The 25,962-nt window shown below is 65.1% G+C and carries 22 protein-coding genes; 8 read left to right on the top strand and 14 right to left on the bottom strand.

The features are described 5' to 3' along the window. Positions 1–61 precede the first annotated feature (61 nt). The 4 genes from KG104_RS07240 to KG104_RS07225 all read right to left on the bottom strand — a co-directional run bounded on the left by KG104_RS07240 (position 62) and on the right by KG104_RS07225 (position 3,680). Complete coding sequence (locus KG104_RS07240; RefSeq protein ID WP_207346580.1) at positions 62–2,452, bottom strand: heavy metal translocating P-type ATPase; 2,391 nt, start codon at positions 2,450–2,452, stop codon at positions 62–64. 79 nt (positions 2,453–2,531) lie between these two features. Next, entirely contained in the window at positions 2,532–2,753 is a 222-nt protein-coding gene (locus KG104_RS07235) for a heavy-metal-associated domain-containing protein (protein WP_104054630.1), read from the bottom strand. A 55-nt stretch (positions 2,754–2,808) separates the two neighbouring features. Continuing rightward, positions 2,809–3,159, bottom strand: coding sequence for a metal-sensitive transcriptional regulator (locus KG104_RS07230; RefSeq protein WP_104054631.1), 351 nt, complete (start codon positions 3,157–3,159; stop codon positions 2,809–2,811). A 119-nt stretch (positions 3,160–3,278) separates the two neighbouring features. Further along, complete coding sequence (locus tag KG104_RS07225) at positions 3,279–3,680, bottom strand: VOC family protein (protein ID WP_207346579.1); 402 nt, start codon at positions 3,678–3,680, stop codon at positions 3,279–3,281. Between the two features lie 34 nt (positions 3,681–3,714). Here KG104_RS07225 and KG104_RS07220 point away from each other — a divergent pair, with 34 nt between their 5' ends. Further along, a complete protein-coding gene (locus KG104_RS07220; RefSeq protein ID WP_207346578.1) occupies positions 3,715–4,803 on the top strand; it encodes a hypothetical protein in 1,089 nt (362 codons plus the stop codon). 9 nt (positions 4,804–4,812) lie between these two features. Further along, a complete protein-coding gene (locus tag KG104_RS07215; protein WP_207346577.1) occupies positions 4,813–5,298 on the top strand; it encodes an SRPBCC domain-containing protein in 486 nt (161 codons plus the stop codon). Positions 5,299–5,302: 4 nt separating this feature from the next. Here the strand turns inward: KG104_RS07215 and KG104_RS07210 are convergent, their stop codons facing one another. Beyond that, a complete protein-coding gene (locus tag KG104_RS07210; RefSeq protein WP_207346576.1) occupies positions 5,303–5,914 on the bottom strand; it encodes a TetR/AcrR family transcriptional regulator in 612 nt (203 codons plus the stop codon). Positions 5,915–6,043: 129 nt separating this feature from the next. Here KG104_RS07210 and KG104_RS07205 point away from each other — a divergent pair, with 129 nt between their 5' ends. The 3 genes from KG104_RS07205 to KG104_RS07195 all read left to right on the top strand — a co-directional run bounded on the left by KG104_RS07205 (position 6,044) and on the right by KG104_RS07195 (position 8,448). Beyond that, positions 6,044–7,075 (top strand): NAD(P)-dependent alcohol dehydrogenase, encoded by a 1,032-nt coding sequence (locus KG104_RS07205; RefSeq protein WP_207346575.1) that lies wholly within the window; start codon positions 6,044–6,046, stop codon positions 7,073–7,075. A gap of 105 nt (positions 7,076–7,180) precedes the next feature. Continuing rightward, positions 7,181–7,885 carry a metal-dependent transcriptional regulator gene (locus KG104_RS07200; protein ID WP_207346574.1) on the top strand — a complete coding sequence of 235 codons (705 nt, stop codon included), beginning with the start codon at positions 7,181–7,183 and terminating at the stop codon, positions 7,883–7,885. A gap of 2 nt (positions 7,886–7,887) precedes the next feature. Next, on the top strand, positions 7,888–8,448 hold the full coding sequence (locus KG104_RS07195; RefSeq protein WP_207346573.1) for a hypothetical protein: 561 nt from the start codon (positions 7,888–7,890) through the stop codon (positions 8,446–8,448). Here KG104_RS07195 and KG104_RS07190 read toward each other — a convergent pair. From KG104_RS07190 to KG104_RS07175, 4 genes are read right to left on the bottom strand one after another with little or no spacing between them, the layout of a single operon-like run. Continuing rightward, entirely contained in the window at positions 8,445–9,440 is a 996-nt protein-coding gene (locus KG104_RS07190; protein ID WP_237686794.1) for a GNAT family N-acetyltransferase, read from the bottom strand. The two genes, KG104_RS07195 and KG104_RS07190, sit on opposite strands and share 4 nt — an antisense overlap. Before the next feature lie 34 nt (positions 9,441–9,474). Further along, entirely contained in the window at positions 9,475–12,936 is a 3,462-nt protein-coding gene (gene cydD / locus KG104_RS07185; protein ID WP_207346572.1) for a thiol reductant ABC exporter subunit CydD, read from the bottom strand. Continuing rightward, entirely contained in the window at positions 12,933–13,952 is a 1,020-nt protein-coding gene (gene cydB / locus KG104_RS07180) for a cytochrome d ubiquinol oxidase subunit II (RefSeq protein ID WP_207346571.1), read from the bottom strand. Before cydB ends, cydD begins: the two co-directional genes overlap by 4 nt. An 18-nt stretch (positions 13,953–13,970) precedes the next feature. Next, positions 13,971–15,629 carry a cytochrome ubiquinol oxidase subunit I gene (locus tag KG104_RS07175; protein ID WP_104054639.1) on the bottom strand — a complete coding sequence of 553 codons (1,659 nt, stop codon included), beginning with the start codon at positions 15,627–15,629 and terminating at the stop codon, positions 13,971–13,973. A 219-nt stretch (positions 15,630–15,848) separates the two neighbouring features. On the opposite strand from KG104_RS07175, the gene KG104_RS07170 reads away from it, so the two are divergent. Then, positions 15,849–16,226 (top strand): BlaI/MecI/CopY family transcriptional regulator, encoded by a 378-nt coding sequence (locus tag KG104_RS07170; protein ID WP_104054640.1) that lies wholly within the window; start codon positions 15,849–15,851, stop codon positions 16,224–16,226. A gap of 29 nt (positions 16,227–16,255) precedes the next feature. Continuing rightward, positions 16,256–17,224 carry a M56 family metallopeptidase gene (locus KG104_RS07165; protein WP_207346570.1) on the top strand — a complete coding sequence of 323 codons (969 nt, stop codon included), beginning with the start codon at positions 16,256–16,258 and terminating at the stop codon, positions 17,222–17,224. 66 nt (positions 17,225–17,290) lie between these two features. Here the strand turns inward: KG104_RS07165 and KG104_RS07160 are convergent, their stop codons facing one another. Next, positions 17,291–19,402 carry a DNA gyrase/topoisomerase IV subunit B gene (locus KG104_RS07160; protein WP_104054642.1) on the bottom strand — a complete coding sequence of 704 codons (2,112 nt, stop codon included), beginning with the start codon at positions 19,400–19,402 and terminating at the stop codon, positions 17,291–17,293. A 253-nt stretch (positions 19,403–19,655) separates the two neighbouring features. Between KG104_RS07160 and KG104_RS07155 the strand changes: the two genes are divergently transcribed. After that, positions 19,656–19,880 (top strand): DUF7455 domain-containing protein, encoded by a 225-nt coding sequence (locus KG104_RS07155; protein WP_104054643.1) that lies wholly within the window; start codon positions 19,656–19,658, stop codon positions 19,878–19,880. A gap of 176 nt (positions 19,881–20,056) precedes the next feature. Here the strand turns inward: KG104_RS07155 and KG104_RS07150 are convergent, their stop codons facing one another. The 4 genes from KG104_RS07150 to KG104_RS07135 form a co-directional block, all read right to left on the bottom strand. Beyond that, positions 20,057–21,346: an RNA polymerase sigma factor gene (locus KG104_RS07150; protein ID WP_104054644.1), complete on the bottom strand. Its 1,290-nt coding sequence runs from the start codon at positions 21,344–21,346 to the stop codon at positions 20,057–20,059. 344 nt (positions 21,347–21,690) lie between these two features. Beyond that, on the bottom strand, positions 21,691–23,181 hold the full coding sequence (locus tag KG104_RS07145) for a DUF4192 domain-containing protein (protein ID WP_207346569.1): 1,491 nt from the start codon (positions 23,179–23,181) through the stop codon (positions 21,691–21,693). A 116-nt stretch (positions 23,182–23,297) separates the two neighbouring features. Further along, entirely contained in the window at positions 23,298–24,683 is a 1,386-nt protein-coding gene (locus tag KG104_RS07140; RefSeq protein WP_207346568.1) for an MFS transporter, read from the bottom strand. Positions 24,684–24,698: 15 nt separating this feature from the next. Beyond that, positions 24,699–25,760, bottom strand: coding sequence for a proteasome assembly chaperone family protein (locus KG104_RS07135; protein ID WP_104054647.1), 1,062 nt, complete (start codon positions 25,758–25,760; stop codon positions 24,699–24,701). Between the last annotated feature and the right edge of the window lie 202 nt (positions 25,761–25,962).

Below are 25,962 nucleotides of genomic sequence, written 5' to 3'. Positions count from 1 at the left end.
CTTTCGGGACAGCCGCCGTGGCGGAGCTCCCGTTCACCAACCCCGCAGAGGGACGCGGCGCCTATGCATGCTGCTTGCCGAAATTGCGCAGCCGCAGCGAGTTGCCCACCACGAGCACGGAGCTGGCGGCCATGGCGGCACCGGCGATCATTGGATTCAGCAGGCCCAGGGCGGCCACCGGAATGCCGACGGCGTTGTAGAAAAAGGCCCAGAAGAGGTTGGTCTTGATGGTGCCCAGCGTGCGACGGGAGAGCTCGATGGCGGTGGCCACCTGGCCCAGATCGTTGCCCATTACGGTCAGGTCCGCCGCTTCAATGGCGACGTCGGTGCCGGAGCCCATCGCGATGCCCAGGTCAGCCTGTGCGAGGGCCGGAGCATCATTCACGCCGTCACCAGCCATCGCCACGGTGGCACCTTCAGCCTGGAACCGCTTGACGGCCTCCACTTTGCCCTCGGGCCGGACATCGGCCAGCACATCTTCCGGCGCAATGCCTACGGCGTCAGCTACCCGGGCAGCCACCACGGCGTTGTCGCCGGTAAGCAGCACGGGCCGCAGTCCCAGAGCCCGCAACCGCGCAATGGCGGCCACGGAGCCGGGCTTGATGTTGTCCCGCAGGCTGATGATGCCGGCGGCGCGGCCGTCAACGGCCACCAGGACGGCGGTGGATCCGGCTTCCTGCTCGGCCCGCAGCCACGTCCGGACATCCTCAGACAGGACCACGCCGTTTTCCTCCAGCCAGCCGGGGCGCCCGGCGACAACGGCACGGCCGTTGACGGTTCCGCGGACACCGCCGCCCGGGGCAGAGTCGAACCCGGTCACCGGAGTCAGTGCGCCGCCAGTCACCGCCTCCTGCGCCGCAGCGGCTATGGCGACGGCGATGGGGTGCTCCCCCGCCGCCTCCACGGAGCCCGCCAACTGCAGCAGCTCCGCGTCATCAAAGGTCGGCTCCAGGGTGAGTGTGCGCACCACCGACAGCCGTCCGTCGGTGACCGTTCCGGTCTTGTCCAGCACGATGGTGTCCACGGTCCGGGTGTCTTCGAGCACCTGCGGACCCTTGATCAGAATGCCCAGCTGGGCGCCGCGTCCGGTGCCCGTGAGCAGGCCAACGGGCGTGGCCAGACCCAGTGCGCACGGGCAGGCAATGACCAGGACAGCGACGGCGGCTGTAAACGCGGCCTGGAGATCTCCGCTGATAACCATCCACAGCACAAAGGTGAGGACAGCTACACCCAGAACAATGGGAACAAAAACGGCGCTGATCCGGTCCGCCAGGCGCGCAATCGGTGCCTTGCCGGACTGTGCGTCGCTGACCAGGCGTCCCATCTGGGCCAGGGTAGTTTCGCTGCCCACCCGGGTGGCGGTAACCAGCAGCCGCCCGGAGGTGTTGACGGTGGCACCGGTAACGGAATCCCCCGGACCCACTTCAACCGGAACGGATTCGCCGGTGATCAGCGAGGCGTCCACAGCCGAGTGTCCGTCGGTGACGATGCCGTCAGTGGCGATCTTCTCACCCGGGCGGACGACGATGACGTCACCCGCAACCAGGTCCTGCGCCGGTACCCGGACCTCGGCACCGTCGCGCAGCACTGTGGCATCTTTGGCACCCAGGCTCAGGAGTGCTTTCAGCGCGTCACCGGCGCGGGCCTTGGCGTTGGCTTCCAGATACCGGCCCAGCAGCAGGAAGGTGACGACGACGGCGGCAACTTCGAAGTAGAGGTTGGCATGTCCGCCGTCGGCCATGCCCTGCATATCCGTCATGCCGGCGTGGGCTGTGAGCGACGGATCCGCCAGGAGGGTTCCCAGCGAGAAGAGGTAGGAAGCGATCACGCCCAGGGACACCAGCGTGTCCATGGTGGAGGCGAGGTGCCGCGCGTTGATGGCTGCGGCCCGGTGGAAGGGCCACGCGGACCAGGTCACCACCGGCAGCGTCAGCAGGGCGGCGAACCAGCCCCAGTTGTTGAATTGCAGAGCCGGGATCATGGAAACCAGAAACACCGGAACCGTCAGCACCGCGGCCAGGATGAGCCGCGGCCGCAGGGCAGCGGCAGTTCCGCCGTGCTCCATGTGGTCCTCGCCGGAGTGGTCCATGCCGGAGGTTTCGTGGCCGGCATGCGCGGATCCGGAGCGGTCGCCTGCCCCGGAATGCCCGGCCCCGCCGTCGTGCGCTGCCGTATCCCGCGTTCCGCCGCTGGCACGGGAAGCTCCGGCGGGCCGCACCAGGTGTGCTTTGTAGCCGGCCGAATCCACGGCCTGCAGGATCTGCTCGTCGGTTACCCCGTCCGGGACGCTGACCCGTGCGGATTCCAGCGGGAGATTGACCGTGGCTTCGACGCCCTCGATTTTTCCGAGTTTCCGCTCCACCCGGCCGACGCACGAGGCACACGTCATGCCCTCAACTTTAAGGTCGATGATCCGCGGGTGCGGTTGCCGGAGCAGGTTGTCGGTGCTCATGGGAGTGCTGTCCTTCCGGGAAGTGCTGTGCGGCGCGGATCGCAGGTCGCGCATCGGCTGCCGGGTGGATCCGGCGAGACTAGGCGGAGGGTTCCACCACGAGGTAGCCCGCCTCTGCCACTGCTTCACCGAGTTCAACAGGGGAAAGCGTGCGGCTGGAGGTGACGACGGCGGTCGAAATGCCGCCGGCGTTGAGATCGACGCTGACATTGTCGACGCCGTCGATCGCTTCGAGTTCTTCAGTAACGGATGCGACACAGTGGCCGCAGGTCATTCCGGAGATGTTCAGTGTGGTTTCCATGCGGTGGATCCTCTTTCCGTAAAGGGAGATATGTGGAGCGGGCGGACAGCGCAGCTCAGCGCAGGAGGCGGCCGATGGCGTCGGTGGCTTCCTGCACCTTGGCCTGCACCAGTTCGGGGTTGCCGGTGGCGTCCGCCTCGCGGGCTGCCCCCACCACGCAGTGGGACATGTGGTCCTTGACGAGGCCCAGGCTCACCGCATGCAGTGCCTTGTTGATGGCAGCAACCTGGGTGAGGATATCGATGCAGTACTTGTCCTCCTCCACCATGCGGGCAATTCCCCGCACCTGGCCCTCGATGCGCCGGAGCCGCTTGAGGTAGGCCTCTTTGTCCGTGGCGTACCCGTGGGCGCCGGAATGGTCCTGATCAGCGAGGCCACCCGGGGCCTGTTCCTGGGTTGTGCTCATGTCCGCTCCTAGAATTCGATCTGCAACGAACATATACCCCCATAGGGTATGGCGTCAAGTACTCCTAGGGGGTATCTGGACACGGCGTCAGAGCACCTCGGAGCACATGTTGCAGGGTGTCAAAGTGCCTGCTCCCGCTCGGCATCGCTGCGCAGGATGCAGAACTCATTGCCCTCCGGATCGGCGAGCACCACCCATCCCGTCCCATCGGCCATACGCCGATCCGCAACTTCCCGGGCCCCCAGTGCCAGCAGGCGCTCAAGTTCCCGGTCCCGGGTGCCTTCGGCGGGCCTTAGGTCCAGATGCACGCGGTTTTTGACCTGCTTGCCATCCGGGACCTTGATGAACAGCAGGCGCTGGAAGCCGTCGTCGGAGGCGATCATGCACTCCTCGTCGCCGGGATGGTTCGGGTCGTTGGGATCGTCCGGATCGTCATGGAAACCGAGCACTCCGCGCCAGAACACTGACTGGGCGAACGGATCGAGACTGTCAAAGGACGTATGCGAGATCAGGGCGGTCATGGAGGCAGCGTAACGCTCGTGCAAGGATAAGCCGATGAACGCCGAGACCCAACCGCTCCTCGCCGGCCCCCGGGGCCGCCGTCTGTGCCTCGAGCTCGCGATGGAACTGAATCCGGACGTCAGCCTTTCTGTGTCTCGGCTGGGGTACGAGCTCGATCCCGGAAAGGGAACCTCCCGGATGCTGTTCGGCCTGATGACGCCCGAGGAAACCAATGACGACGACGCGCGCCCGCCTGCCGTTGGCTCGTCCGGTGATCTGGCTGCCCGCCTTGCCACCCTTGATCTGTCCTGCGTTACCGACGAGTTGGTTCAGCCGGCCCTTGAGCGCTCAGTGGACGCTGCCCGGTATTGGCAGCCTCCGGAGGGCGAGGATGTTCTGGCGTCGATGCCAATCATCAGGAAAGCACTCGTTCCTCTTGCCGCCCGGGTGATGGCCACGCCCTCGATGCAGCGGAGCACGGAGGCCCGCCGGATGGAGCAGTGGGCCATCGACTGGCGCGGCCCCGATGATCCGGCGCCGCTGGACCGGGCTCCCCAACCGAAATTGGCACAGTGGGGGCGGAACATACGTGCCGATGAGGGGCGGTGGAGGGCAAATGCCTACGGCTTGGACTCGAACATGTCGGGTGACTGGTGGTCCATCCCTCCGGGGCTTGTCGGCACGGTCGGCAGGATCCCCGCCGGACTGAACCTCATCGAGGATCCCCTGGGATGGGAGGACGCCACCACCATTGCAGTCCGCGGCGCCGGCAGGACATATGAAATACGAACCGGGGACGATTGGACAGCCCTATGCCGCAAATTCCCGCTGGAGGTGACGGCGTCCCGCCGCAACGTCTGGTTCCAGGTCACGGGACGGGACGGCCGATGGCTGATCCCGGACTGGGAGCGGGTAGCCGGGGAATGGGACGCCGTTCACCTGAGCATCCTGGGATATCTCAGCACAGCGGGGCGGGTGCAACACATCGATGAAGAATGGGCTTCCATGATCGCAGGCTGGGATCCGGACCGGACCATCTGGTTGACCGATGCTGTCCGTGAAATTGACAGACCCCGGCAGTACTGGCACCGCGCACAGCACGGCGACGCGTGGACGCTGGTGCGCCGGGACGGCGTGAGTTAGGCTCCGGCCATGCCTCTGACCAGCCGATCGATCGATGCCGTGGCCGGGCGCGTCTCCGTGTGTTGGTCCCTGCCGGCAGCCTCGGACCGCGTTTGGTGGGGACTGACTTCTCCGGACGCGCTTCCGCACTGGATAGGAACCGTGACCACCGGAGAAATGACTGTTGGAGCCGTGGTAACCATCCGGCACGCCGAGGACTATTCCTGCACCAGCGAGATTCTGGGCTGCGGGCCGGAGGCATGGCTGGCCTTGACCTGGGAGTTCCCCGATGAACCCCTGTCGCAACTGCGCATCGAGTTGGCACCGGAGGGCGGTGCCACACAACTGGACTTAATTCATGAGGGGCTCGAAGACGAGGCCCCCGGCTATCTTTCCGGTTGGCAGACACATCTGTTCTACCTCGAACATCTGCTCCAGGGCCGCCCTCTGCCCATGGAGGAATTCTGGCAGGTGCATGAACGGCTGGACCGAAAGCGCAGATCGAAACGGTTGTAGCGCTCTAGCGCACCGCTGATCCGCCCCGGCCGGCTCCAGCTACGTTTGCCGGCGCGAAGGTTCTGTGGACGATTCTGGTTAATACGTCGCGTCGGCGTTGATGTTCGGCGGGTGCGTCGGCCGACGTCGCAGTGAACGTTGTGCTGGCAGGAGACCAGGTCATTGAGATTGCGATAACCGTAGTCAGCACCTCGAACGGGGTGAAGTACTTGTCGATATAGCCGGCGTTCTGGGCGTCTGCGATATTGGCGAGCTTGTCCGAATCGAGCCGGTCAGCGTCGGCAGTCAGGTGCCCGGCCGGACGCCGCTCCAGGCGGGCCCAGGTCGCCAAGCGGACCAGTTCGGGGTGCTCGAGATATTCGTTGTAAAGCCGCACCGCATATCCCGGAAGATCTTTTCCGTCTATCGGAACGGCATTGACGATGCCGTCAAGGGCTGTACTGAAGACTCTTTCAAACAAGGCCTCCTTGCTGCCGTAGAACGCGTAGAGCTGGGCCTTGTTCGCCTGAGCGTTGGCCGCGATCCTGTCCACCCGGGCGCCGGCAATCCCGTATGCCGCGAACTCCTCGCTTGCGGCAGCAAGTAGGCGTTCGCGGGTAGCGTCTCCTGGCTTCATCCATCCACCCTAACAAACTAGTTGGTTGTCTTTTTTCCGCACACGGCGTAGTGTCGCCGAATCAAGTAACTAACCAGTTTGTTTTTGAGACGCCCGCCAACAGCAGTTCCCACCGGAAAGAAGATTCCCATGCGGAAAACCACGGCACTCACCGCTACTGCAGCCAACCAGCCCCTGGCAGTCGAGACCATTCAACGGCGGGACCTCCGCAGCAACGACGTCGCCATCGATGTGACCTTCTGCGGGGTCTGTCACTCCGACCTCAACGAGATACACCGCCCCGGAAACAAGCCACTGGTGGCAGGCCACGAATTCGTCGGCACTGTCACGGAAACAGGACCGGACGTTACCAGGTTCCGTCTTGGGGATTCAGTTGCAGTCGGCAATATCGTGGATTCATGCGGCAGTTGCACCATGTGCACCGCCGGCCAGGAGAACTACTGCGAGCAATTCCCCACTCTGACGTACGGCGGCACCGATCGGATTGACGGGTCCACAACCCAGGGCGGATTCGCTCGCGAATACATTGCCACTGAAAAGTTCGTCTATCCGCTCCCCGAAAACCTCGACCCCGCTGGAGTCGCCCCGCTCATGTGCGCCGGGATCACGGTATGGGAGCCCCTTGTCCGCTGGAACGCAGGACCAGGCATGACCGTAGGAATCGTTGGCCTCGGAGGCCTGGGGCACCTCGCCGTGAAGTTCGCCCACGCACTCGGCGCCCACGTCGTCCTGTTCACCACATCCCGGGAAAAAGCCTCCGGCGCCAAACAACTGGGGGCCGATGAGGTTGTCGTATCGAAAGATCCAGCCGCTATGCAGGCCCAGTCAAACCGCTTTGACCTCATTCTTGACACGGCCTCCGCTCCTCACGACCTCACCCCTTATCTTCGCGCCCTCGGCCTTGACGGAACGCTCTGCGCACTCGGCGCGCTCGGATCCATGGAGTTCGATCCATTGGCGTTGCTCATCGGCAGAAAGAGTATTGCCTCTGCCGGCAGCGGCGGGATCGCCGGGACACAGGCCATGCTCGATTTCTGCAGCCGCCATGGAATCACCGCAGATGTGGAAGTACTGCCGGCACGGGACGTCAACACTGCCCTCGCCAGACTCGAACTCAATGACGTCCGGTTCCGCTTCGCCTTGGATATGAAGGAATTGTGAGCCGGGAACCCCGGCGCGGAGTGAACGGTGCACCGGGTACGCGTGAAGACTGACCCGCGGCAGGTGCCGCCCGCCGATCCGGACCGCAACACGTAAGGTAAAGGGGTGGGTACCAATTCGCTTTCAGCCGCATCCGAGGACTATCTCAAGGTCATCTGGACCGCTCAGGAATGGACCGACGAACCGGTAACGATTTCCGCACTGTCGGCGCATGTGGGAAATTCGCCGTCGTCGGTCTCCGAAGCCGTGAAAAAGCTGACGGCCCAGGGATTGCTGACCCACGCACGCTACGGATCCATCGCCCTGACGGAGGCGGGAACCCGCGAAGCGGTTGCGATGGTGCGCCGGCACCGGCTGATCGAGACGTTCCTCGTGGAATACCTGAACTACGGCTGGGACGAGGTCCACGACGAAGCCGAGCATTTGGAACACGCGGTCTCCGACAAGATGGTGAATGCCCTGGACCGGAGGCTTGGTTACCCCGTCCGTGATCCACACGGAGATCCCATTCCAACGCGGGACGGCAGCTTTCCGCCGCTGGCCGCCGTCCGGCTCAGCAGCTGCGAGCCCGGGAGCGTGGTAACCATCGCCCGGGTTTCGGACAACGACCCGGAGCTGCTGCGGTATCTGGCCGGGCTGGGACTGCATTTGGACGTGCAGGTCCGCGTGCTCTCGCGCCAGGCCTACGCCGGAACCCTGACGGTGACAGTGGGCGGGGAACAGCTGGAACTGGGCCTTCCCGCTGCCCAGTCCATCTGGGTGCTGCGGGCACCCGGCACAGAGCCGCCCGGGACTGCCCCCGAGGCTTAGGGATGAACGACGCCGCGGTTCAGCTGTGGTGGCTGCCGGTTGGCGCCGGCGGGCACGTCGTCGTCCATACCAGCAGGTGGTGGGAACGCTTCCACGCTCTCATGGAGCACCGGCCCGAGCAGCCCTTGTTTCACAGCGCCCTCATAGTGGTTCGAACCACCGGGGAGTGGGTCATCGAGATGGCTCCGGCCTGGGGGCAGCGCAATCCGTCACGGGGCGTAGTGGCCAGCGGGCCGGTGGGTCTGCGCTTTTTGGGACGCTTCCGGCTGTTTCGCTACGAGGTCCGCTGCTGGCCCCAGGGAGTACTCCCCGACCGGCAGTACGCTGTGGCGAGCCCGGTGGTCTTTCCGCTCACCGATGCCGCAGCGGCCGGACTGCTGGCGCGTGCTGCGGCTGTGCCGTCCCATATCTGGGGGCGCCGGATCAACGGTTCCACGGATATGTGGAACTCCAACTCCCTCACTTCCTGGCTGCTGCAGGAAGCAGGATTGGACGCCGCCGGCATCAGTCCCCCGCAGGGCGGGACGGCACCCGGGTGGGCCGCAGGTATTGTTGCGTCCTAGGGAAGCACGTGCAGGTCAAAGAACACCTCGCGGAAGGTGGGCGTATAGCCCAGGCTTTCGTAAAGCCCCAGGGCACCGGACGGATTTTCCGTGTCCACGCCCAGGCCGGCACGCTCCATGCCCGACGCCTTGTACCGGCGCATCGCTTCGCCCAGCATGGCCGGCGCCAGTCCCAGGCCCCGGTAGCTGCGGCGCACACCCAGCAGCTCGGTGTAGCCCTCGCTGTAGCCGTTGAGCTTTTCGCCCTCCGGATCAAAGGAGGCGATGTTGTAGCCGGCAATTTCCCCGGCGGCAGTATCCATGACCACAAAGGTCCAGTCCGCACGGAAATGCGGGTGTTCCACGTTGTGCTGCCAGCGCTCGGGATCCCGCTCCTCACTGCCCCAGTGATCCTGGAACACTTCATTGTGCGCAACGCGCAGTGCTTCGGAAATATCCTCGTTGAAGGTCACATATTCCAGGCCGTCCGGCAGCTTGGTGTCCGGGATATCCGCGTCGAGCGGTCGGCTCATCTCCGTAAAGTAGCGCACCACTGACGCATTGGCGGCATGGAACAGAGCTACATGCGAGGCGTTGTCCTCCTCTGCCATAAAACGCAGCAGACCCTTTTCATGTCCGGTTTCCAGGAGCCGTTCACGGGCACGCTGCTGCTGCCAGCGCAGCAGGGCAGTGCCGACGCCGCGCCTGCGCCACTGCGGGTCCACTCCCCCGGCACCGTGGATTTTGTCCGACCCTTCGGTCCGGACCAGGTATCCGTAAGCCCGCGGGACGCCGTTGCGGTCAAGTCCCAGCAGGGTGTCCCGGGCCGGGTTGTCCGCACTGGCCGCCAAAACGTGTTCGAGGTCCGCACGCTGTTGGACATATCCCGGCTTGTCCGCTGCAGCGATGCGCCGGACCAGCTCCAGCCAGGCATCAACGTCTTCGGCCGTGATGGCACGCCAGCGCAGGCCCGTAACGGGGCCGGGGATTTCCGGAGGTGTTGAAATGCTCATTTTTCCACCCTATGACACGTGCGCCGGGGACTTCCTAGGAGTGTGACGCGGCACATACCGGCTGTCCCAGCACAATTCGGCGCTGACACCAGGCGGCATCGGCAGGGTTGTGGGTCACTACCACCACTGATTTGCCGCGCAGCCCCGCCGCCAAATCGGCCATCAGCTGCTCACCCGCTTCCGCGTCCAGGTGGGCCGTGGGCTCGTCCAGGAGCACGACGTCGGCTTCCGTCAGCAGCGCGCGCGCCACGGCAAGGCGCTGACGCTGCCCGCCGGACAGGAAGTGTCCTCCGCCGCCCACACGGGTGTCCAGTCCCTCCGGAAGCCCGGCGAGGAACGGACCCAGGCCGACGGCGTGAAGGGCCGCAACCATCTCCGCCTCCGTGGGTGCGAGCCGCCGGTCGCGGGCCAGCAGCAGGTTGCCGCGCAGGGTGGAATCGAACAAGTGGGCTTCCTGCGGGCACCAGGCCATCCGCCGTGCAGCCGGCGGCAATGTCGCAGCGGCCCGGCCGTTGATGAGGAAAGATCCCTCCTGCGGGGTGAGGAAGCCCAGCAGGACACCGAGCAGGGTTGACTTCCCGCTGCCGGAGGGACCGGTCACGGCCAGCCAGCTGCCCCGGCGCAGGTCCAGGTCCAGGTCCTCGAACACCGGGGTCTCTTCACCTGGATAGGTGTAGCTGATGCCGCGCAGCTCAACGGTGTCCACAGCGGGGACCGGCGCTCCGTCCGCGGAATCCGGGTCCGGCTCCACGGTGTCGGTTCCCAGGTCCGGCAGCACCTTGTCGCCCAGGGTCCGCCAGGCGAAGAACTGCTGAATGGAGCCGTTGACGGCCACGAAGGCTTCGATCAGCGCCAGCTGCATCAGCACGACGACGGCGGCCACCGTCGCCGGGATGTTCCCGGCCACGGTCAGCACGTAGAGGGCCCCCAGCGAGCAGGCCAGGGCGGTGAGCGCATTGGCCAGGCCCTGCGCCCATGCGCTGCGGCGCACTGCGGCCGAGGCCCGTGCATCGAGTTCGCGCTGGCGGGCAAACACCGGTGCGGCGCTGCTGTTGGCTTCCAGATCCGATGCTGCGTCAAGCAACCGCGCCATGGCCGCCATGGACCGCGACTGCAGCCGCACGGTTGCGGCGCGGGCTGCGGCGTCGGCACCCACGGCCACAAGCGGTGCAATCACCAGGCCCACCACGCACACCAGGATCTGCACGCCCAGCGCTTCGGGCAACAGCAGACCTGTGGCGATACACGCGGCGACGGCGGTGAAGAAGCCGGTCAGCGGTGCAAAGACAACGCGCGGTGCGATGTCCCGCAGCTCATCGACATCCCCCACCAGCCGTTCCAGCGCTCCTCCGCCGCGGGCCAGCCGCCGCCATCCCTCAGGCCGCTGCAGCAGTCCGTTCCACAGACGGATGCGGATGGCGTTGGTGGCGCGAAAGACGGCGTCGTGCAGGCGCAGCCGCTCGAGGTAGCGCAGCACGGCGCGGCCGATGCCGAAGAACCGCACCCCAACAATGGCGGTGAGCAGCAGCATGATCGGCGGCTGTTCGTTGGCCCGGACAATCAGCCAGCCGGACAGCGACGTGAGGGACACCGCGAAGAGGGTCGCCCCGGTACCCAGGAGCAGGGCCAGCAGGAACTGGGGGCTCCAGGGCCGCAGCACCAGCAGGTTCTTCCACAGCGGCTGATGCACGGGATGGGATTCGGTCTCCGCAAGCTCGTCCTGCCAGCGCACATCGGTGTGTTCTGCGCCGGGCCCAGCACCGCCGTCAGCGGGGAAACCCGGGGCTGTGCCGGCCGGCAGGGCCGGGGCGGCTGCCTGCGGGGATGCAGCCGGCAGATGTGCGGCGGCAAAGCCGGTTTCACCGGGCAACCCGATATCCACGGGAATCAGTGTGTCGGCAATGGCCGCGGCTGCCCGGTCGTGGGCTACCAGCAGGACAGTGACGGTTCCGCGCAGGTTCTTCAGGGCACCGATGACCGCGGCGGCGCTGGCCGCGTCCAGATGAGCCGTGGGTTCATCCGCCAGCAGCACGCGCACCTGCGGCTGGCAGGCAACGCGGGCCAGTGCGCGGGCAACGGCCACGCGGCGCTGCTCGCCGGGGCTCAGGTCCGCGGTGCGGGTTTCCAGCAGGTGCAGTGCGCCGATAGCGGCGAGCGCGCTTGCCGCAGCCTGCCGCCCTTCCTCCCCCGGTCCGAGGCCGGAGTAGAGGGCGATCTCTTCCGCGGCGGTGTCTTCCACCAGCACCGGATGCTGCGGGATCCAGGCAATGCCGGCGCGGTCGACGCCGGTTACGGAACCTTCCAGCGAGGTGTCGCCGCCGTTGCGGCGCAGTCCGGCGAGGGTTTCCAGGACGGATGTCTTGCCGCTTCCGCTGGATCCGGTGAGGGCTGCGATGCTGCCGGCGGGCACCTCGAAGCTGAGGCCGGACACCGCCGGCCGGGGCCGGCCGGCATACCGGATGGTCAGCCCAACGACAGACAGCGGAGGTCCGGACAATGTTTGCGGACCGGAGGACGTGCCGGCACCCGCGCCGGTAGCAGCCACCGGCACGAGCGGAGCGGCGGCCGGGGCATCGAGCACGGCGTTGGTGCGCTTGAGTGCCTCCAGCCCGTCTTCGCTGGCGTGGTGGGCCGTGCCCAGGTCACGCAGCGGCTGATAACACTCCGGAGCCAGGATCAGGGCGAGCAGGCCCAGTTCCAGGGACATGGAACCGTTGACCAGGCGTACGCCGATCACTACGGCCACCAGTGCCACCGAGATGGTGGCAATCAGTTCCAGTGCCAGCGCGGACAGGAACGCGATTCGAAGGGTTTCCAGTGTGCGGATGCGGTAGTTCTCGGCTACATCGCGCAATGCCCTGGTCTGGGCCTTCGCGCGCCCCAGGCCGACGAGCACGGGCAGTCCCTTGGCCAGCTCCAGCATGTTGTCCGAGAGCCGGTTGAGCGCATCCACTGCGGCGGCGGTCTTGTCTCCGGTGTGCAGGCCGATCAGGATCATGAACACCGGAACCAGCGGTACGGTCAGGACCACCACCACCGCGCTGAGCCAGTCCGCGGAGAGGATGCGCAGGCCCACCAGCAGGGGTACGACGGCGCAGGTCACCAGGGCGGGCAGGTACTTGGCGTAGTAGTTGTCCAGTCCGTCCAGTCCCCGGGTGATCAGCACGCTCAGCGCGCCGGACCCCATGCCGGGAACGTTGCCGCCGTCGTCGAGCGCGCGCTTGGTCAGGGACGCACGCAGCTCTTCTTTAACTCCTGCCGCAGCGCGCTGGGATACCGTCTCGGTGCCCCATACCGCCAGTGAGCGCAGCACCGCTCCGGCGATGCCGTTGGCGAACACCCAGCGCCAGTCGGGACCGCCGGCGGCAAGCCCGGCCACTCCGGCAGCCACACCCGTGGCGAGGAGCACCAGGCCCGCCGCCTTAATGGCGGCCAGCAGGCCGAGCAGGTACAGTGCCCGCCGGCTGGCGGCACTGACCGGAAGCACCGGTTTCACTGAGCGGTCACCGAGTGGGCAGCGGGGATGGAGTCAGCGGTGATGCGCTTGCGGAAGACCCAGTAGGTCCAGCCCTGGTAGAGCACCACCAGGGGCAGGCCGAAGAGGGAGACCCAGGAGATAACGGTCAGCGTGTAATCGGAGGAGGACGCGTTGTTCACGGTCAGGCTCCACTCAGGGTTCAGGGTGGAGGGCAGCACGTTCGGGTAGAGCGAGGCGAAGATCGTGAACACGCCCGCCACCAGGAACAGGCCGATCCAGATGAAGCTCCAGCCTTCCCTGCCGCGCCGCGCCGCGGCCCAGGCGAGCACCACGGCCGCCACCGCGATGACCAGCGGAATCAGGGTCAGCGCCTTGCCGTTCTGCTGCTGCACCACAATCGCCCAGGCGGCCATCGGAAGAACACCCAGGGGCAGCCAGCGAACGACGGCGCGCCTGGCGCGCATTTCAATGTCGCCGCGGGACTTCAGTGCCAGGAAGGCACAGGCGTGGACCAGGCAGAAGGCAACGACGGCGAATCCGCCCAGGACGGCATAGCCGTTGAACCAGGCGAACGCTCCGCCCACCCGGTCGCCGTTCTCATTCAGCGGCAGCCCGGTGGTGGTCAGTGCCAGGGCAGCGCCCACACCGAAGGCGGAGACGAAGGAGCCCAGGGCCATGGCCCAGTCCCAGCGGCTGCGCCAGCGGTCGTCGTTGTGCTTGCCGCGGTACTCGATGGAGACCGCCCGGAAGATCAGTCCCAGCAGGACCAGCACGAGCGGGATGTACAGCGCCGAGAAGAGCGCCGCGTACCAGAGCGGGAAGGTGGCAAACGTCATGGCGCCGGCAGTAATCAGCCACACCTCGTTGCCGTCCCAGACAGGTCCGATGGTGTTCAGCATGACCCGGCGGTCCTTCTCACTGCGGCCCATCAGCTTCATGAGCATGCCGACGCCGAGATCGAAGCCCTCCAGGAAGAGATAGCCGGTCCAGAGGAAGGCCAGCACAATGAACCAAAGGGTGGGTAGCGAAATCACTTCTGTGCTCCAGATCGCTTAGTAGGCAAAGCCGAGGACGTCATCGGGCTGCTTGGTCTTGGCTCCGGTTCCGCCGGAGCCGCCGGTGTCGCTGCCGTCGCTGCCGCTGCCGTCGTCACCGCCGGCGGAATCCATGCCGCCGGAGGAACCGCCGTCGTGCCCGCTGCTGCTGAGCAGCTCCGGCATGGCGGACGGAACGCCGCCGCGGGTGAACTTGAACAGCAGCCGCACTTCCACCACCAGCAGCGCCAGGTAGACCAGCGCGAAGCAGGCCAGGGAGAAGATCATCTCGGCCCTGGAGACACCGGGTGAGACCGCCGCCGCGGTGAACATAAACACCTGGTCGATGCCGGTGAAGCTCGGGTTGGGTGCGACCACAAAGGGCTGGCGTCCCATCTCGGTGAAGATCCAGCCTGCGCTGTTGGCGCCAAAGGGGGCCAGGATGCCGAACACGGCCAGGCGCATCAGCCACTTGGACTGCGGGACCGTGCCCTTGCGGGTGATCCACAGAGCGAAAGCAGCCGCAGCGGCCGCAATGCCGCCGAACCCGATCATGATGCGGAAGCCCCAGTAGGTGACGGACATGACCGGCAGGTAGTCAATCTCGGTGCCGGCCTGCGCACCGTACTTGGGATCATCCGGGATGTGCGTGCCGTAGGCCTCCTGATACTCCGGGATCAGGGTGTTGACGCCCTTGACCTCAGTGTCGAAGTTGTTGTTGGCCAGGAAGGACAGCAGGCCGGGAACTTCGATCACGGCCTTGACATCGTCGCAGTTCTTGGCGCCTACGTCGCCGACCGAGAGGATCGAGAAGGACGTTCCGTCGTGGCAGGCGGCCTCGGCCGCTGCCATTTTCATGGGCTGCTGGTCGAACATGAGCTTGCCCTGCAGGTCGCCGGTAATCGCGGTGCCTGCGAAGGACACCATGGCCACCACTGCCCCGATGCGCAGCGACTTGATCCAGACGCTGTGATCTGCCTTGTCGCGGCCGGTTTCCGGCCGCTCACCGATGTTCACGGTGCCGTCCTCGTTGACGGTGTCAATGCCGTCGCGGCGCCGCTTCCACAAGTGGTACCAGGCAATGCCGAGCAGGAATCCGCCGGCCACCGAGAGAGCGGCAGTGATCTGGTGCGGGAAGGCCACCAGCAGGGTGTTGTTGGTCAGGACGGCCCAGATGTCATTGAGCACGGGGCGGCCGTCCACCATTTCCACACCGACGGGGTGCTGCATCCAGGAGTTCGCAGCCAGGATGAAGTAGGCGGACAGAACCGAAGCCAGCACTGCAATCCACAGGCAGGCCAGGTGCAGCTTTTTGGACAATCTTCCCCAGCCGAAGATCCACAGTCCCAGGAACACGGACTCGGTGAAGAAGGCCAGCAGAGATTCCAGCGCCAGCGGGGCGCCGAACACGTCGCCCACGAAGCGGCTGTACTCACTCCAAGCCATGCCGAACTGGAATTCCTGAACCAGACCGGTTGCTATGCCCATGATGAAGTTGATGAGGAAGAGCTTTCCCCAGAACTTGGTCATGCGCAGGTATTCGTCTTTGCCCGTGCGGACCCACATGGTCTGCAGGGTTGCCACTACCAGCCCCAGGCCGATCGTCAGCGGCACCATGAGGAAGTGGTAGACGGTGGTGATGCCGAACTGCCAACGGGCAATATCGAGTGCTTCCACGGGAGGATTCCTTCAGTCGAACCAGATTTCTACAGAGCGTAGAAGATCATTCTGTTTCTGATCGTAGATGAGTTCGAAAAAGATTTCTACGCGATGTAGAACCGATCACAAAAAACCTGTAGATTGGAGAACCGGACCTCTTCCCTGCGGGGTATTGACCGGAATGAACAGGCTCCGGCGGAGGTTCGAGACTATTAATGCTGAAGGACAGGAACACAGATGGCTACCCTCGGTGAGTTGGAACGGGCAACAATGGACCTCCTCTGGGAGTCACCGGAGGCCGCCACGGCAAACGAACTGCGTGAACTGCTGGCTCAGGCCAACCCTGCCGCGGGCACCGGAGACGGCAGGGGCCTTGCGGTCACCACCATCCTCACGGTCCTCTCCCGGCTGGAAAAAAAGGGACTGGTGGAGCGTGAGCGCAACATCCGCCCGCACCGGTACCGCGCCATTACGTCCAAGGCCGAACATACAGCTGAGCTGATGCATGAAGTCCTTGGTTCAGTAAATGACCGCGAGGCCGTGCTGGCCCGCTTTGTCGGCTCCGTCTCGGCGACCGAGGCGGAAACCCTCCGCCGCCTGCTCGGCGGCGTCTGACCGGGTAGCGGCTACTCCTCTCCGCCGCGATGTTTTGGGCCTCGTATCTGTTGGCCGCGCTTGCCCTCGTGCTGGCGTGGCCTGTTCCTATTGCCCTTTCGCGCGCCAAATGGCCGGCCCGGTCCCCGTTCACTGCGATGGTGCTGTGGCAGGCCATCGCTCTGGCCGGCGGCCTGTCGATGATCGGCGCCATGCTGACCTGGGGCCTTGAGCCCCTTGGCAACAACCTGATTGATGCGCTGCGCAGCCTCTGGGGCATCCTGGTGCACCGCGAGCCAGCCACCACGCTGGGCCTGGTGCATGTCTTTGCGCTCAGTGCCGCAGTGTTGCTCAGTGCCCACCTGATCTTCACCCTCCTGCTGACCTATTACCGGATCCGCCGCGGCCGGCGCAGGCACCGGGACATGCTGTCCCTGCTGAGTTCCCCTTCAGACACCCGTCCGGCCACCCTGGTCATCAACCACCCCGTACCGGTGGCGTACTGCCTTCCGGGGGGCGCACGGTCGGTCACTGTCCTTTCGGACGGGCTTCTCGAGATGCTCTCGGATGATGAGCTCTCCGCCGTCCTTATCCACGAGAAGGCCCATCTCGCCCAGCACCACCATTTGCTGCTGTGGGCGTTTGCCGCCTGGCGCGCCGCCCTGCCGTGGCTGCCCACCTCCCAGTTGGCCCAACAGTCCGTCAACGAGCTCATCGAGATGCTGGCTGATGACGAAGCATTGCGCACGGTGCAGCCGGGGACATTGATTCGGGCCGTGGCGATTGTGGGAACCGGCGGCGCGGCGCCTGCGGAAAACCTGGCCGTTGCCGAGATTCGGGGCACGCCGCTGCTGGGCAGCCCCGACGAGCCGGAGAAAATCGGCACGGTTCACCGGCTGAGCAGGTTGCTGACGCCCCTGCCGCCGCTGCCGGCCTGGCAGCGGGCCGCGGTGCTCATTCTGTCCGGCCTGCTGCTTGCCGTTCCCACCACGCTGCTGGTGGCGCCGGGCATCGTCTAGGCGGCAGCCCGGGCTCTGAGCCGGGGGAGGCTGGTTCCGCAGCCCGCCCCGGGGAGCCGACGGCGCTTATGCGTCGATGCGGTCGCGGTCCAGCATGGCCGCTCCCGCAATGATGAAGTCCTTGCGCGGAGCCACCTCACTGCCCATCAGCAGCTCAAACGCGCGTTCGGCGTCGGCTGCCTGGTCGATGCGCACGCGGCGGAGTGTCCGGTGCCGCGGATCCATGGTGGTTTCCGCCAGCTGGTCAGCATCCATCTCACCCAGACCTTTGTACCGCTGGATGGGCTCCTTGTAGTTCTTGCCTTCCTTCTGCAGCTTGGCCAGCAGCTGGTGCAGCTCCTTTTCCGAGTAGGTGTAGATCATCTCGTTGGCCTTGGACCCGTGGTTGATGACCTCCACGCGGTGCAGCGGCGGAACGGCGGCGTATACGCGGCCGGCCTCGACCAGAGGCCGCATATAGCGGAAGAACAGGGTCAACAGCAGGGTGCGGATGTGTGCTCCGTCGACGTCGGCGTCGGTCATGAAAATGACCTTGCCGTAACGTGCGGCGTCCAGCTGGAAACTCCGTCCGGATCCTGCCCCCACCACCTGGATCAGGGCCGCGCACTCGGCGTTGGAGAGCATGTCCGCAACGGAGGCCTTCTGCACGTTCAGGATCTTGCCGCGGATTGGCAGCAGCGCCTGGTAGTCCGAAGACCGGGCAAGTTTGGCCGTGCCCAGCGCGCTGTCACCTTCGACAATGAACAGTTCCGAACGCTCACTGTCATCAATCCGGCAATCCGCCAGCTTCGCCGGCATGGAGGAGGTTTCCAGGGCGTTCTTCCGGCGCTGGGTTTCCTTGTGCACGCGGGCGGAGATGCGGGATTTCATCTCCGAAACGACCTTTTCCAGCAGCAGGGCCGACTGTGCCTTGTCCTGCCGGGCGCTGGAATTCAGCCGCGCCGTAATTTCCTTGTCCACCACCTTGGCGACGATGGCGCGGACCGCAGACGTGCCAAGGATTTCCTTGGTCTGTCCTTCGAACTGCGGCTCGGCAAGCCGCACCGTCAGGACGGCAGTCAGCCCGGCGAAGACATCATCCTTCTCGATCTTGTCGTTGCCGGCCTTGAGCTTGCGGGCGTTGGCCTCGATGACCTTGCGGAAGGTCTTCAGCAGGGCCTGCTCAAACCCGGCCTGGTGAGTTCCGCCCTTGGGCGTAGCAATGATGTTCACGAAGCTGCGGATATTCGTTTCGTAGCCGATGCCCCAGCGCAGCGCGATATCGACCTCGCATTCCCGCTCCACCTCGGCGATTTTGCTGTGCCCGGAATCATCCAGTACGGGAACTGATTCCTTGAACTTGCCGCTGCCCTGCAGGCGCCAGATGTCGGTGACCGGTGCGTCCGCTGCCAGGTATTCCACAAACTCCGTGATGCCGCCGTCGTGCTGGAAGACTTCCTCCACCGGGCCGGCCTCGCCGGGGGTTCCGGGCAGGCGGCGCTCGTCGCGCAGGGTAATCCTCAGTCCGGGAACCAGGAAAGATGTCTGGCGGGCCCGGGCCTGCAGTTCCGTGTAGGAGAATTTGGCGTCCGGGGTGAAGATCTGGCGGTCCGCCCAATAGCGGATCCGGGTTCCGGTCACGCCGCGCTTGGCCTTGCCCACCACCTCAAGTTTCGAACTTTCCAGGAAGGGAGAGAACTTGGCATCGGGGCTCGGAGACTTGCCGGTGTCAGCAAAATGGCCGGGCTCGCCGCGCCGGAAGTTCATCTGGTAAACCTTGCCGGCGCGGTCCACCTGCACGTCGAGACGGGCGGACAAGGCGTTGACCACCGAAGCGCCGACACCGTGCAGGCCTCCGGAGGCGGCGTAGGAACCGCCGCCGAACTTGCCTCCGGCATGAAGCTTCGTGAAGACCACTTCCACACCGGACAGGCCGGTCTTGGGCTCGATGTCCACCGGGATGCCTCGGCCGTCATCATGGATCTCCACGGAGCCGTCCGGGTGCAGGATGACCTTGATGCTCTGGCCGTAGCCGGCCAGGGCCTCGTCCACGGAGTTGTCGATGATCTCCCAGAGACAGTGCATGAGCCCGCGGGAATCGGTGGACCCGATGTACATGCCGGGACGCTTCCGCACAGCTTCGAGCCCTTCCAGGACGGAAAGGTGGCGGGCGTTGTACTCAGTGTTCGGGGGCGCCACGTGTTTGAAACTCCTCAGGCTTTGAAACCGTTGGCCGGCAGATCGCCGATCCAGCTGCGTACCCGGATTAAACCGGGCTACTACCAAGGTTAAGGCCCGCCGGTGACACTGTCCGCCAGCGACTCAGCATCGGTGAATTTCCTCACAAGAGGACATGAGATTGGTACGCGCAGAGCGAAAGACCCGCCAATGCGCGAAGAACCGGCGCGTAAAGATGGTTATATGAAGTATCAACACCCCCAAGGAGGCTTTCATGACAGCAGCAGTAGCTACTCGTGAACTGAATACGCTGGACCGCTGCGACCGCTGCGGCGCGCAGGCGTACGTACGTGCGGTACTTGAATCCTCGGGTGGGGAGCTGCTCTTCTGCGGACACCATGCACGGGCGGTGGAGGCAAACCTTCGCCCCCTGACCTCGGAATGGCAGGATGAAACGTCCCGTCTGATGAAGAAGGCAGAAGCAGTCCCCGCAGACTAGACCGCACTTCAGACGCAGCCGGCAAACCCCGGCAGCGCGTACAGCTTGGAAGGCTCCTCCCGCCCGGCGGGAGGAGCCTTTTCCATGAGTGCATCCGGTACCGGCAGATTCAGGCTAAATGCAGAACGCCCCCGGCCCGCTTCGGCGGATCGGGGGCGTTCTGGTATTTGGCTTGATTAGTCCAGGTAGTCGCGCAGAACCTGGGAACGGGACGGGTGGCGCAGCTTCGACATGGTCTTGGACTCGATCTGGCGGATCCGCTCACGGGTAACCCCGTAAACCTTTCCAATCTCATCCAGTGTCTTGGGCTGGCCGTCGGTCAGACCGAAGCGCATCGCCACCACGCCGGCTTCACGCTCGGAGAGAGTGTCCAGCACCGAGTGCAGCTGCTCCTGCAGCAGGGTGAAGCTCACGGCATCAGCCGGAACCACGGCCTCGGAGTCCTCAATGAGGTCGCCGAATTCGGAGTCGCCGTCTTCACCGAGCGGGGTGTGCAGGGAGATCGGCTCGCGGCCGTACTTCTGCACTTCCACAACCTTTTCAGGGGTCATGTCCAGCTCGAGGGCCAGTTCTTCCGGCGCGGGCTCGCGGCCCAGGTCCTGAAGCATCTGGCGCTGCACGCGGGCCAACTTGTTGATGACCTCGACCATGTGCACCGGGATGCGAATGGTGCGGGCCTGGTCGGCCATCGCGCGGGTAATGGCCTGGCGGATCCACCAGGTGGCGTACGTGGAGAACTTGAAGCCCTTGGTGTAGTCGAACTTCTCGACTGCGCGGATCAGGCCCAGGTTTCCTTCCTGGATGAGGTCCAGGAACAGCATGCCGCGGCCGGTGTAGCGCTTGGCCAGCGAGACCACGAGGCGGAGGTTGGCTTCCAGCAGGTGGTTCTTGGCACGCTTGCCGTCGTGAACGATGAACTCAAGCTCCCGCTTGAGCTTGGGGTCCATGTTGGGATCCGCTGCGAGCTTCTCTTCAGCGAAGAGGCCGGCTTCGATGCGAAGGGCGAGATCCACTTCCTGCTCAGCATTCAGCAGGGCAACCTTGCCGATCTGCTTCAGGTAGTCCTTGACCGGATCCGCTGTTGCGCCGGCGGAGACAACCTGCTGGGCAGGGGCGTCATCATCGTCGGCATCTGAGTAGACAAAGCCCGAGCCTGTAGGCGCTGCTTCCGGAGCGTCTGCAGCATCAGTCTCCGGCTCAGCGGGATCCGCGTCGCTGTGCGACTCTTCCTCTTCCGCTGCGGCGGCGGCCTTTGCGGCCTTGGCTGATTTGGCGGGGGTCTTGCGGCCGGCTGCAGCGGTAGCTGACTTGGCAGCAGCTGGCTTGCGCGCTGCGGCCTTGCGGACGGTCTTTACCGCGGTCTTATCGCCGGCGGCGGCATCTATCGGAGCCTGGGCTTCGTCTACGGCAGTGCGCTTGCTTGCAGTGTCAGTCTCTTCGACTGCAGTTGTCTTTCTCGGCGACACAGAAAACCTTTCATACGGCGGGCTGTGGAATCGCCATTGGGGGCAACACCACTATGACCCTGTCAAGTCCGTGCTTGTTTTCAAGCGATCCCACCAGCAGCGGTGCTCTCATGAAGAACACATCTGCCGTGGTTTCTGTTCCCTGTACAACAGTCCTTGGGAACAAGAAGCGACACTTGATACACGAACCCGACCGGGTCTCGGTTCCCATTGTCTCATGATTTCCTGCTGCCGACAGCATGACCGGCCCCTTTGCCCGGCTGTACGGATGCACGGCGCAGGGGCTCCCCCAGCTATCGGGTGAGCCTTGCTGCCGGAGCACAGCCAACAAGCAACGCCCCGCCTTATCTCCGGGCAGCACCCGGAGAGCGCTCCGCTGCCTTCCAAGCCGTCCCCTGGTTTGTCGCCCATACCGGGAATACGCCGGTGGCCAGCAGTTCTTCGAGCAGCTCCGCGAGCCGGTAGCCGGGATTCGATTCCAAACAACGGGTCAGGAGCACCTGCGCCCTGGACCCCCTCCCCCGGGCCCATTCGATCCAGCCCATCAGACTCAGCAGGGCTGAAGAAGCTTCCCTATCCTCTTCGCCGTCCGCGGCATCGGCCGCCAGGAGTTCAGCAAAAACAGCGAATGCCGCGTCCATGGCACCCCACCGCGGTGACTGTGGATATTGGCCCACCAGCACATCACGGTAGTCTCGTCCCGCGTCTTGGGGGCGCTTGCGGGGCAGCTCATGGGATGACCCCGCAATGACTCTCCCCCCTCTGCCGGGTGCCTGTCCGGATCCACGGCGGGATGCCCCGGCGCCTGACGTGTCCCGGCCATCCGTCTGCGCAGCCGCGTCCGGGGACGGCGGCAATAGGGGGCGAGCGCCATCCACCGAAAGGAGGCGGCAGGCTTCGGCCCCTGCAAGTGCCTGGTCTTTCCCCAGAGCCGCCATCACCAGGAGAGTGTCCCGCACCGGCCGGGCACGCAGGCTGGCCAGGAGGAAGCCTGCTGTCTCCGGGTCCGTCCGCAGCAGCGCAAATCCCCGTGCGGGTTCACCAGAGGGTGCGGGTTCACCAGAGAGCGGCTCACCGGAACCTCCCTGGTACCGGCCCCGGGTGGTTTCGGGCCCCGCCGGATTACCCTCGCCTGCCAGCCCCGCCTGCCCCGCCGCCGCCTCCGAACCCTCAATCACCGTCTCCCAGACATCCAGGGTTCCTGCGAACTGCGAAGATCCGCACCAGTGTCCCGCCAGCCGGCGCCCGTAAGCGGCACGGTGTACGGCAGCAACCGCACCGGGTTCGCCCCAGGGCTCGGGAAGATCCAGAGCCACGGCCTGCTCCAGTGTTGGCGCGTAGGCGCTGCCGCGGTACACCATTTCCGCACTCAGCGTGCTGTTGGTGATGTCCTGCAGCGGGCGGCCCGGCCAGGGACAACAGCCGCTATCTGAACAGAAATACTCCCGCCAGGCAGTGGAGGAGATTACCCACCCGTCCCGGATGGGCAGCCCGTTGCCGGTAAGGCACCGGCTGAGCTGATGGATGAGCCTTCGGTAGGGAGGAGCATCCGGCCGTTTCCATGCCCGGTCCGTATAAAGGGCCATCAGCACGCCGTTTGCGCAAACATCAGAGCGGAGAATGCCACTGACCTTGGCCGCAAACTCCGAGTAATCCAGTGCTGAAGCCGGCAGGTCCAGACGCAGTGTTGCACCTAATCTGGAGGAGTCCACGGTCATGAGGACCAGCGATTCCTTCGGAGTAAAACCGAGGCTGTGCGGAATGTAGGCCAGGATGTCCGCCGGTCCGCTGACGGGAAACGGATCCCTGGGCCGCCGGCTGCGTGAGTTCGTCATGGTCCGAGGTTCCCTGTTCGGACGCCGGACAGGGAACGAAGGGGCCTGCGTTGTGGACGAATGCGAGTGCCGGACGCCGTTTTCCCTGCGGTGGAGGAACAGCCGTGCGGCTCCGGTCAGCCGGCGTCCGTACCCTCCCGGGACCCGGACGCCCCCTGTTCCTGCCGGACAGCCTGCCGTACCCCGCGCTCGGATTGTTTCCGCTGACGCTCACGGGCGATGGCCTGCCGCAGCGAAGGCAGCTTGAGTCCGTCGTCGGCCATCCGTGCACGCACGCGTGCCCGGGTGCGGAGAATTCCGACCACCCCCACGGCCATCACCAGCAGCTGGACTGCCAGCGCAATGCGGAAGGACTCCAGGGCATACAGGTCTCCCCCGCTAAAGCCGCGGGCATTCAGGATGTCCAGCACCACTCCTATGAGGTACATGGAAATCAGGGAAGCAATGAACCCGCCCACGTTGACGATGCCTGTGGCCGTTCCCAGCCGGTGGCCGGGGTTGTAGGTACGGGCAAAGTCGAACCCGATCATCGAGCCCGGTCCGCCGATGGCCAGGACCGCCACCAGCAGCGCCAGCAGCCACATCGGTGCCGGACCCGGATAGAGCAGCACGGCCAGCCAGGCACTGGCCATGGCAGCGGCAATGAGGAGGACCATGGTGGAGCGGCGGAGCGGATGGCGGCCCACCCAGGAACCCAGCCAGGGTCCGCAGATGATCGCCACCACCACGAAGAGCGTCATCAGCGCAGACGCCCAGGACGATTCCAGTCCCTCTGCGCTGACCAGATAGGGGAATCCCCACATCAGGATGAAAACTGTGCCGGGGAACTGGATCGTGAAGTGCGTCCACATTCCCAGCCGGGTGCCGGGCTGCCGCCACGCTTCAGCCAGCGATGTGGCGCTCTGGCGCAGCGGAAGAAGCACCGGACGCGGCACCCCGGCAGGCCGGTTGCGGACAAAGACCAGGGTGAGGACCAGGATCAGCACGGACAGGGAAGCAGCCGACACAAACGCCGTGCTCCACCCGAACCGGTGCAGGACAAAGGCGAAGGGGACGGCACTGGCGATTTGTCCCAGCTGTCCGATGATGCCGGTCCACTGGGTCAGGACCGGAATGGAACGGCCGCTGAACCAGGCCGGCAGCAGGCGCAGCACACTAATGAAGGTCAGCGCATCACCGGCCCCCACCAAAGAACGGCCGAGAATACCCGCCCCGACGGAATCCGCCGCGGCCAGCTGCAGCTGTCCGCCCACCATGAGGGCCGCTCCTGCCGCTATCAGGAGACGGGGGCCGAACCGGTCCACCAGCACGCCCACCGGAATCTGCAGCGCGGCATACACCAGCAGCTGCACCACCGTAAAGACCGAGAGGATGGATGCCGTGGCCTCGAACCGGGCGGTGGCTTCCAGGCCGGCAACGCCGAAAGTGGTGCGCTGCGTGACCGCGGCCAGATAGGCCAGGACACTGATACCCCAGACGAACCAGGCGCGCGTTGAATTCATTTGCGCACCGCCAGGCTAATTCTTGGGGCCCGTCCCCTGATCGAAGGGTCCGGAGGTGTCTGCCTGTTCGGAAGTCCCAGCTTGCCCGGAAGCATCAGCATTCCCACCAGTTTCTGCGTCCTCCGTTGTATCGGCTGTAGTCTCAGGCCGCAGCGCTTCGGACTCCTCTTCCGCCTGCGGGCTCGCCAAATAGGCCTCGACGGCGGCACCAAGTTCCTCGGCGTCCGCCAACTCATCATTGTCCTTCACGAGCAGCGAACGGCGCACAGTGCTCTCCGCGTACTCGTCATACCGCTTCTCAAGGGTAGCCACGACACCCTTGACCTCCGCAGACGCCTCCACCTGCTGGGCGATTTGGCGTTCCACGTCACGTCCGGCTTCACGGAGCCTGTCCGTGGGAAGCACCAGGGATGCAGCGGCGCCCAGGTATTCCAAACCGGCCACGGCAGCCGGCGGGAACTCCGCCTCCGCCAGATAGTGCGGCACGTGCATGGCATGGCCGACGACGTCGAACCCCGCCTGCGTGAGGCGCAGCTCCAGAACGTGTCCCACCGCAGCCTGTATCTGCGCCTGGGGACGCCACGCGCTGATGCCGGCCATGAGATCCGGGCGGTTGCCGTGGACGGTCACGCCAACGGGGCGGGTGTGAGGCACCGGCATGGGAATCGAATGGATCCAGCTCATCATTTCCACATCGAAGGTCCTGGCCAGGTGCACCACTGCCGCGGCAAAACGTTCCCACTGCACGTCCGGTTCGAAACCGGTCAGAAACAGGAAAGGTTCTCCAAGGCCGTCATACATCCGGTACAGGTTCAGCTGGGGAGGTTCGTAGTCGGCCAGATGATCTTCCACGAACGAGATCTGGGGCCGGCGGGCACGGTAGTCGATGAGCTGATCCGAATCGAAGGATGCCACCACATCGTGCTCAAGATTTTCCAGCAGCTCGTCGCGGATCTGGGAAACCACGTGGCCTGCCTCGGCAAAACCGGTAAAGCCCACGAGAAGCTGCAATCCGTGCAGGGCGGCGTCGTCGGCCACCTCCGGATTCAGATTGAACAGGGTCAGCGGATCAAGCATGTCTTCCCCTTCTGTGCTTCCATGCGCGTTGGACTTTCGACAAATGTGGAGATCTTCCCGCCGCGGGTGAAACCCGGAACGGCGGGTCAGCGCGGATGCGCTGTCTTCTCAAGCGTAAACGTCCCCGTCCCCGCATTTCATTCCCGGACTCCGCCCGCGCACAGGCGCCGTCTGCGCGGGGTCCGCCCACCCGCTGTCCGCT

It is taken from the genome of Arthrobacter sunyaminii (assembly GCF_018866305.1).
GTDB lineage: Bacteria > Actinomycetota > Actinomycetes > Actinomycetales > Micrococcaceae > Arthrobacter_B > Arthrobacter_B sunyaminii.
Note: the sequence above shows the minus strand (reverse complement) of the source record. Positions and strands in the feature narration are given on the sequence as shown.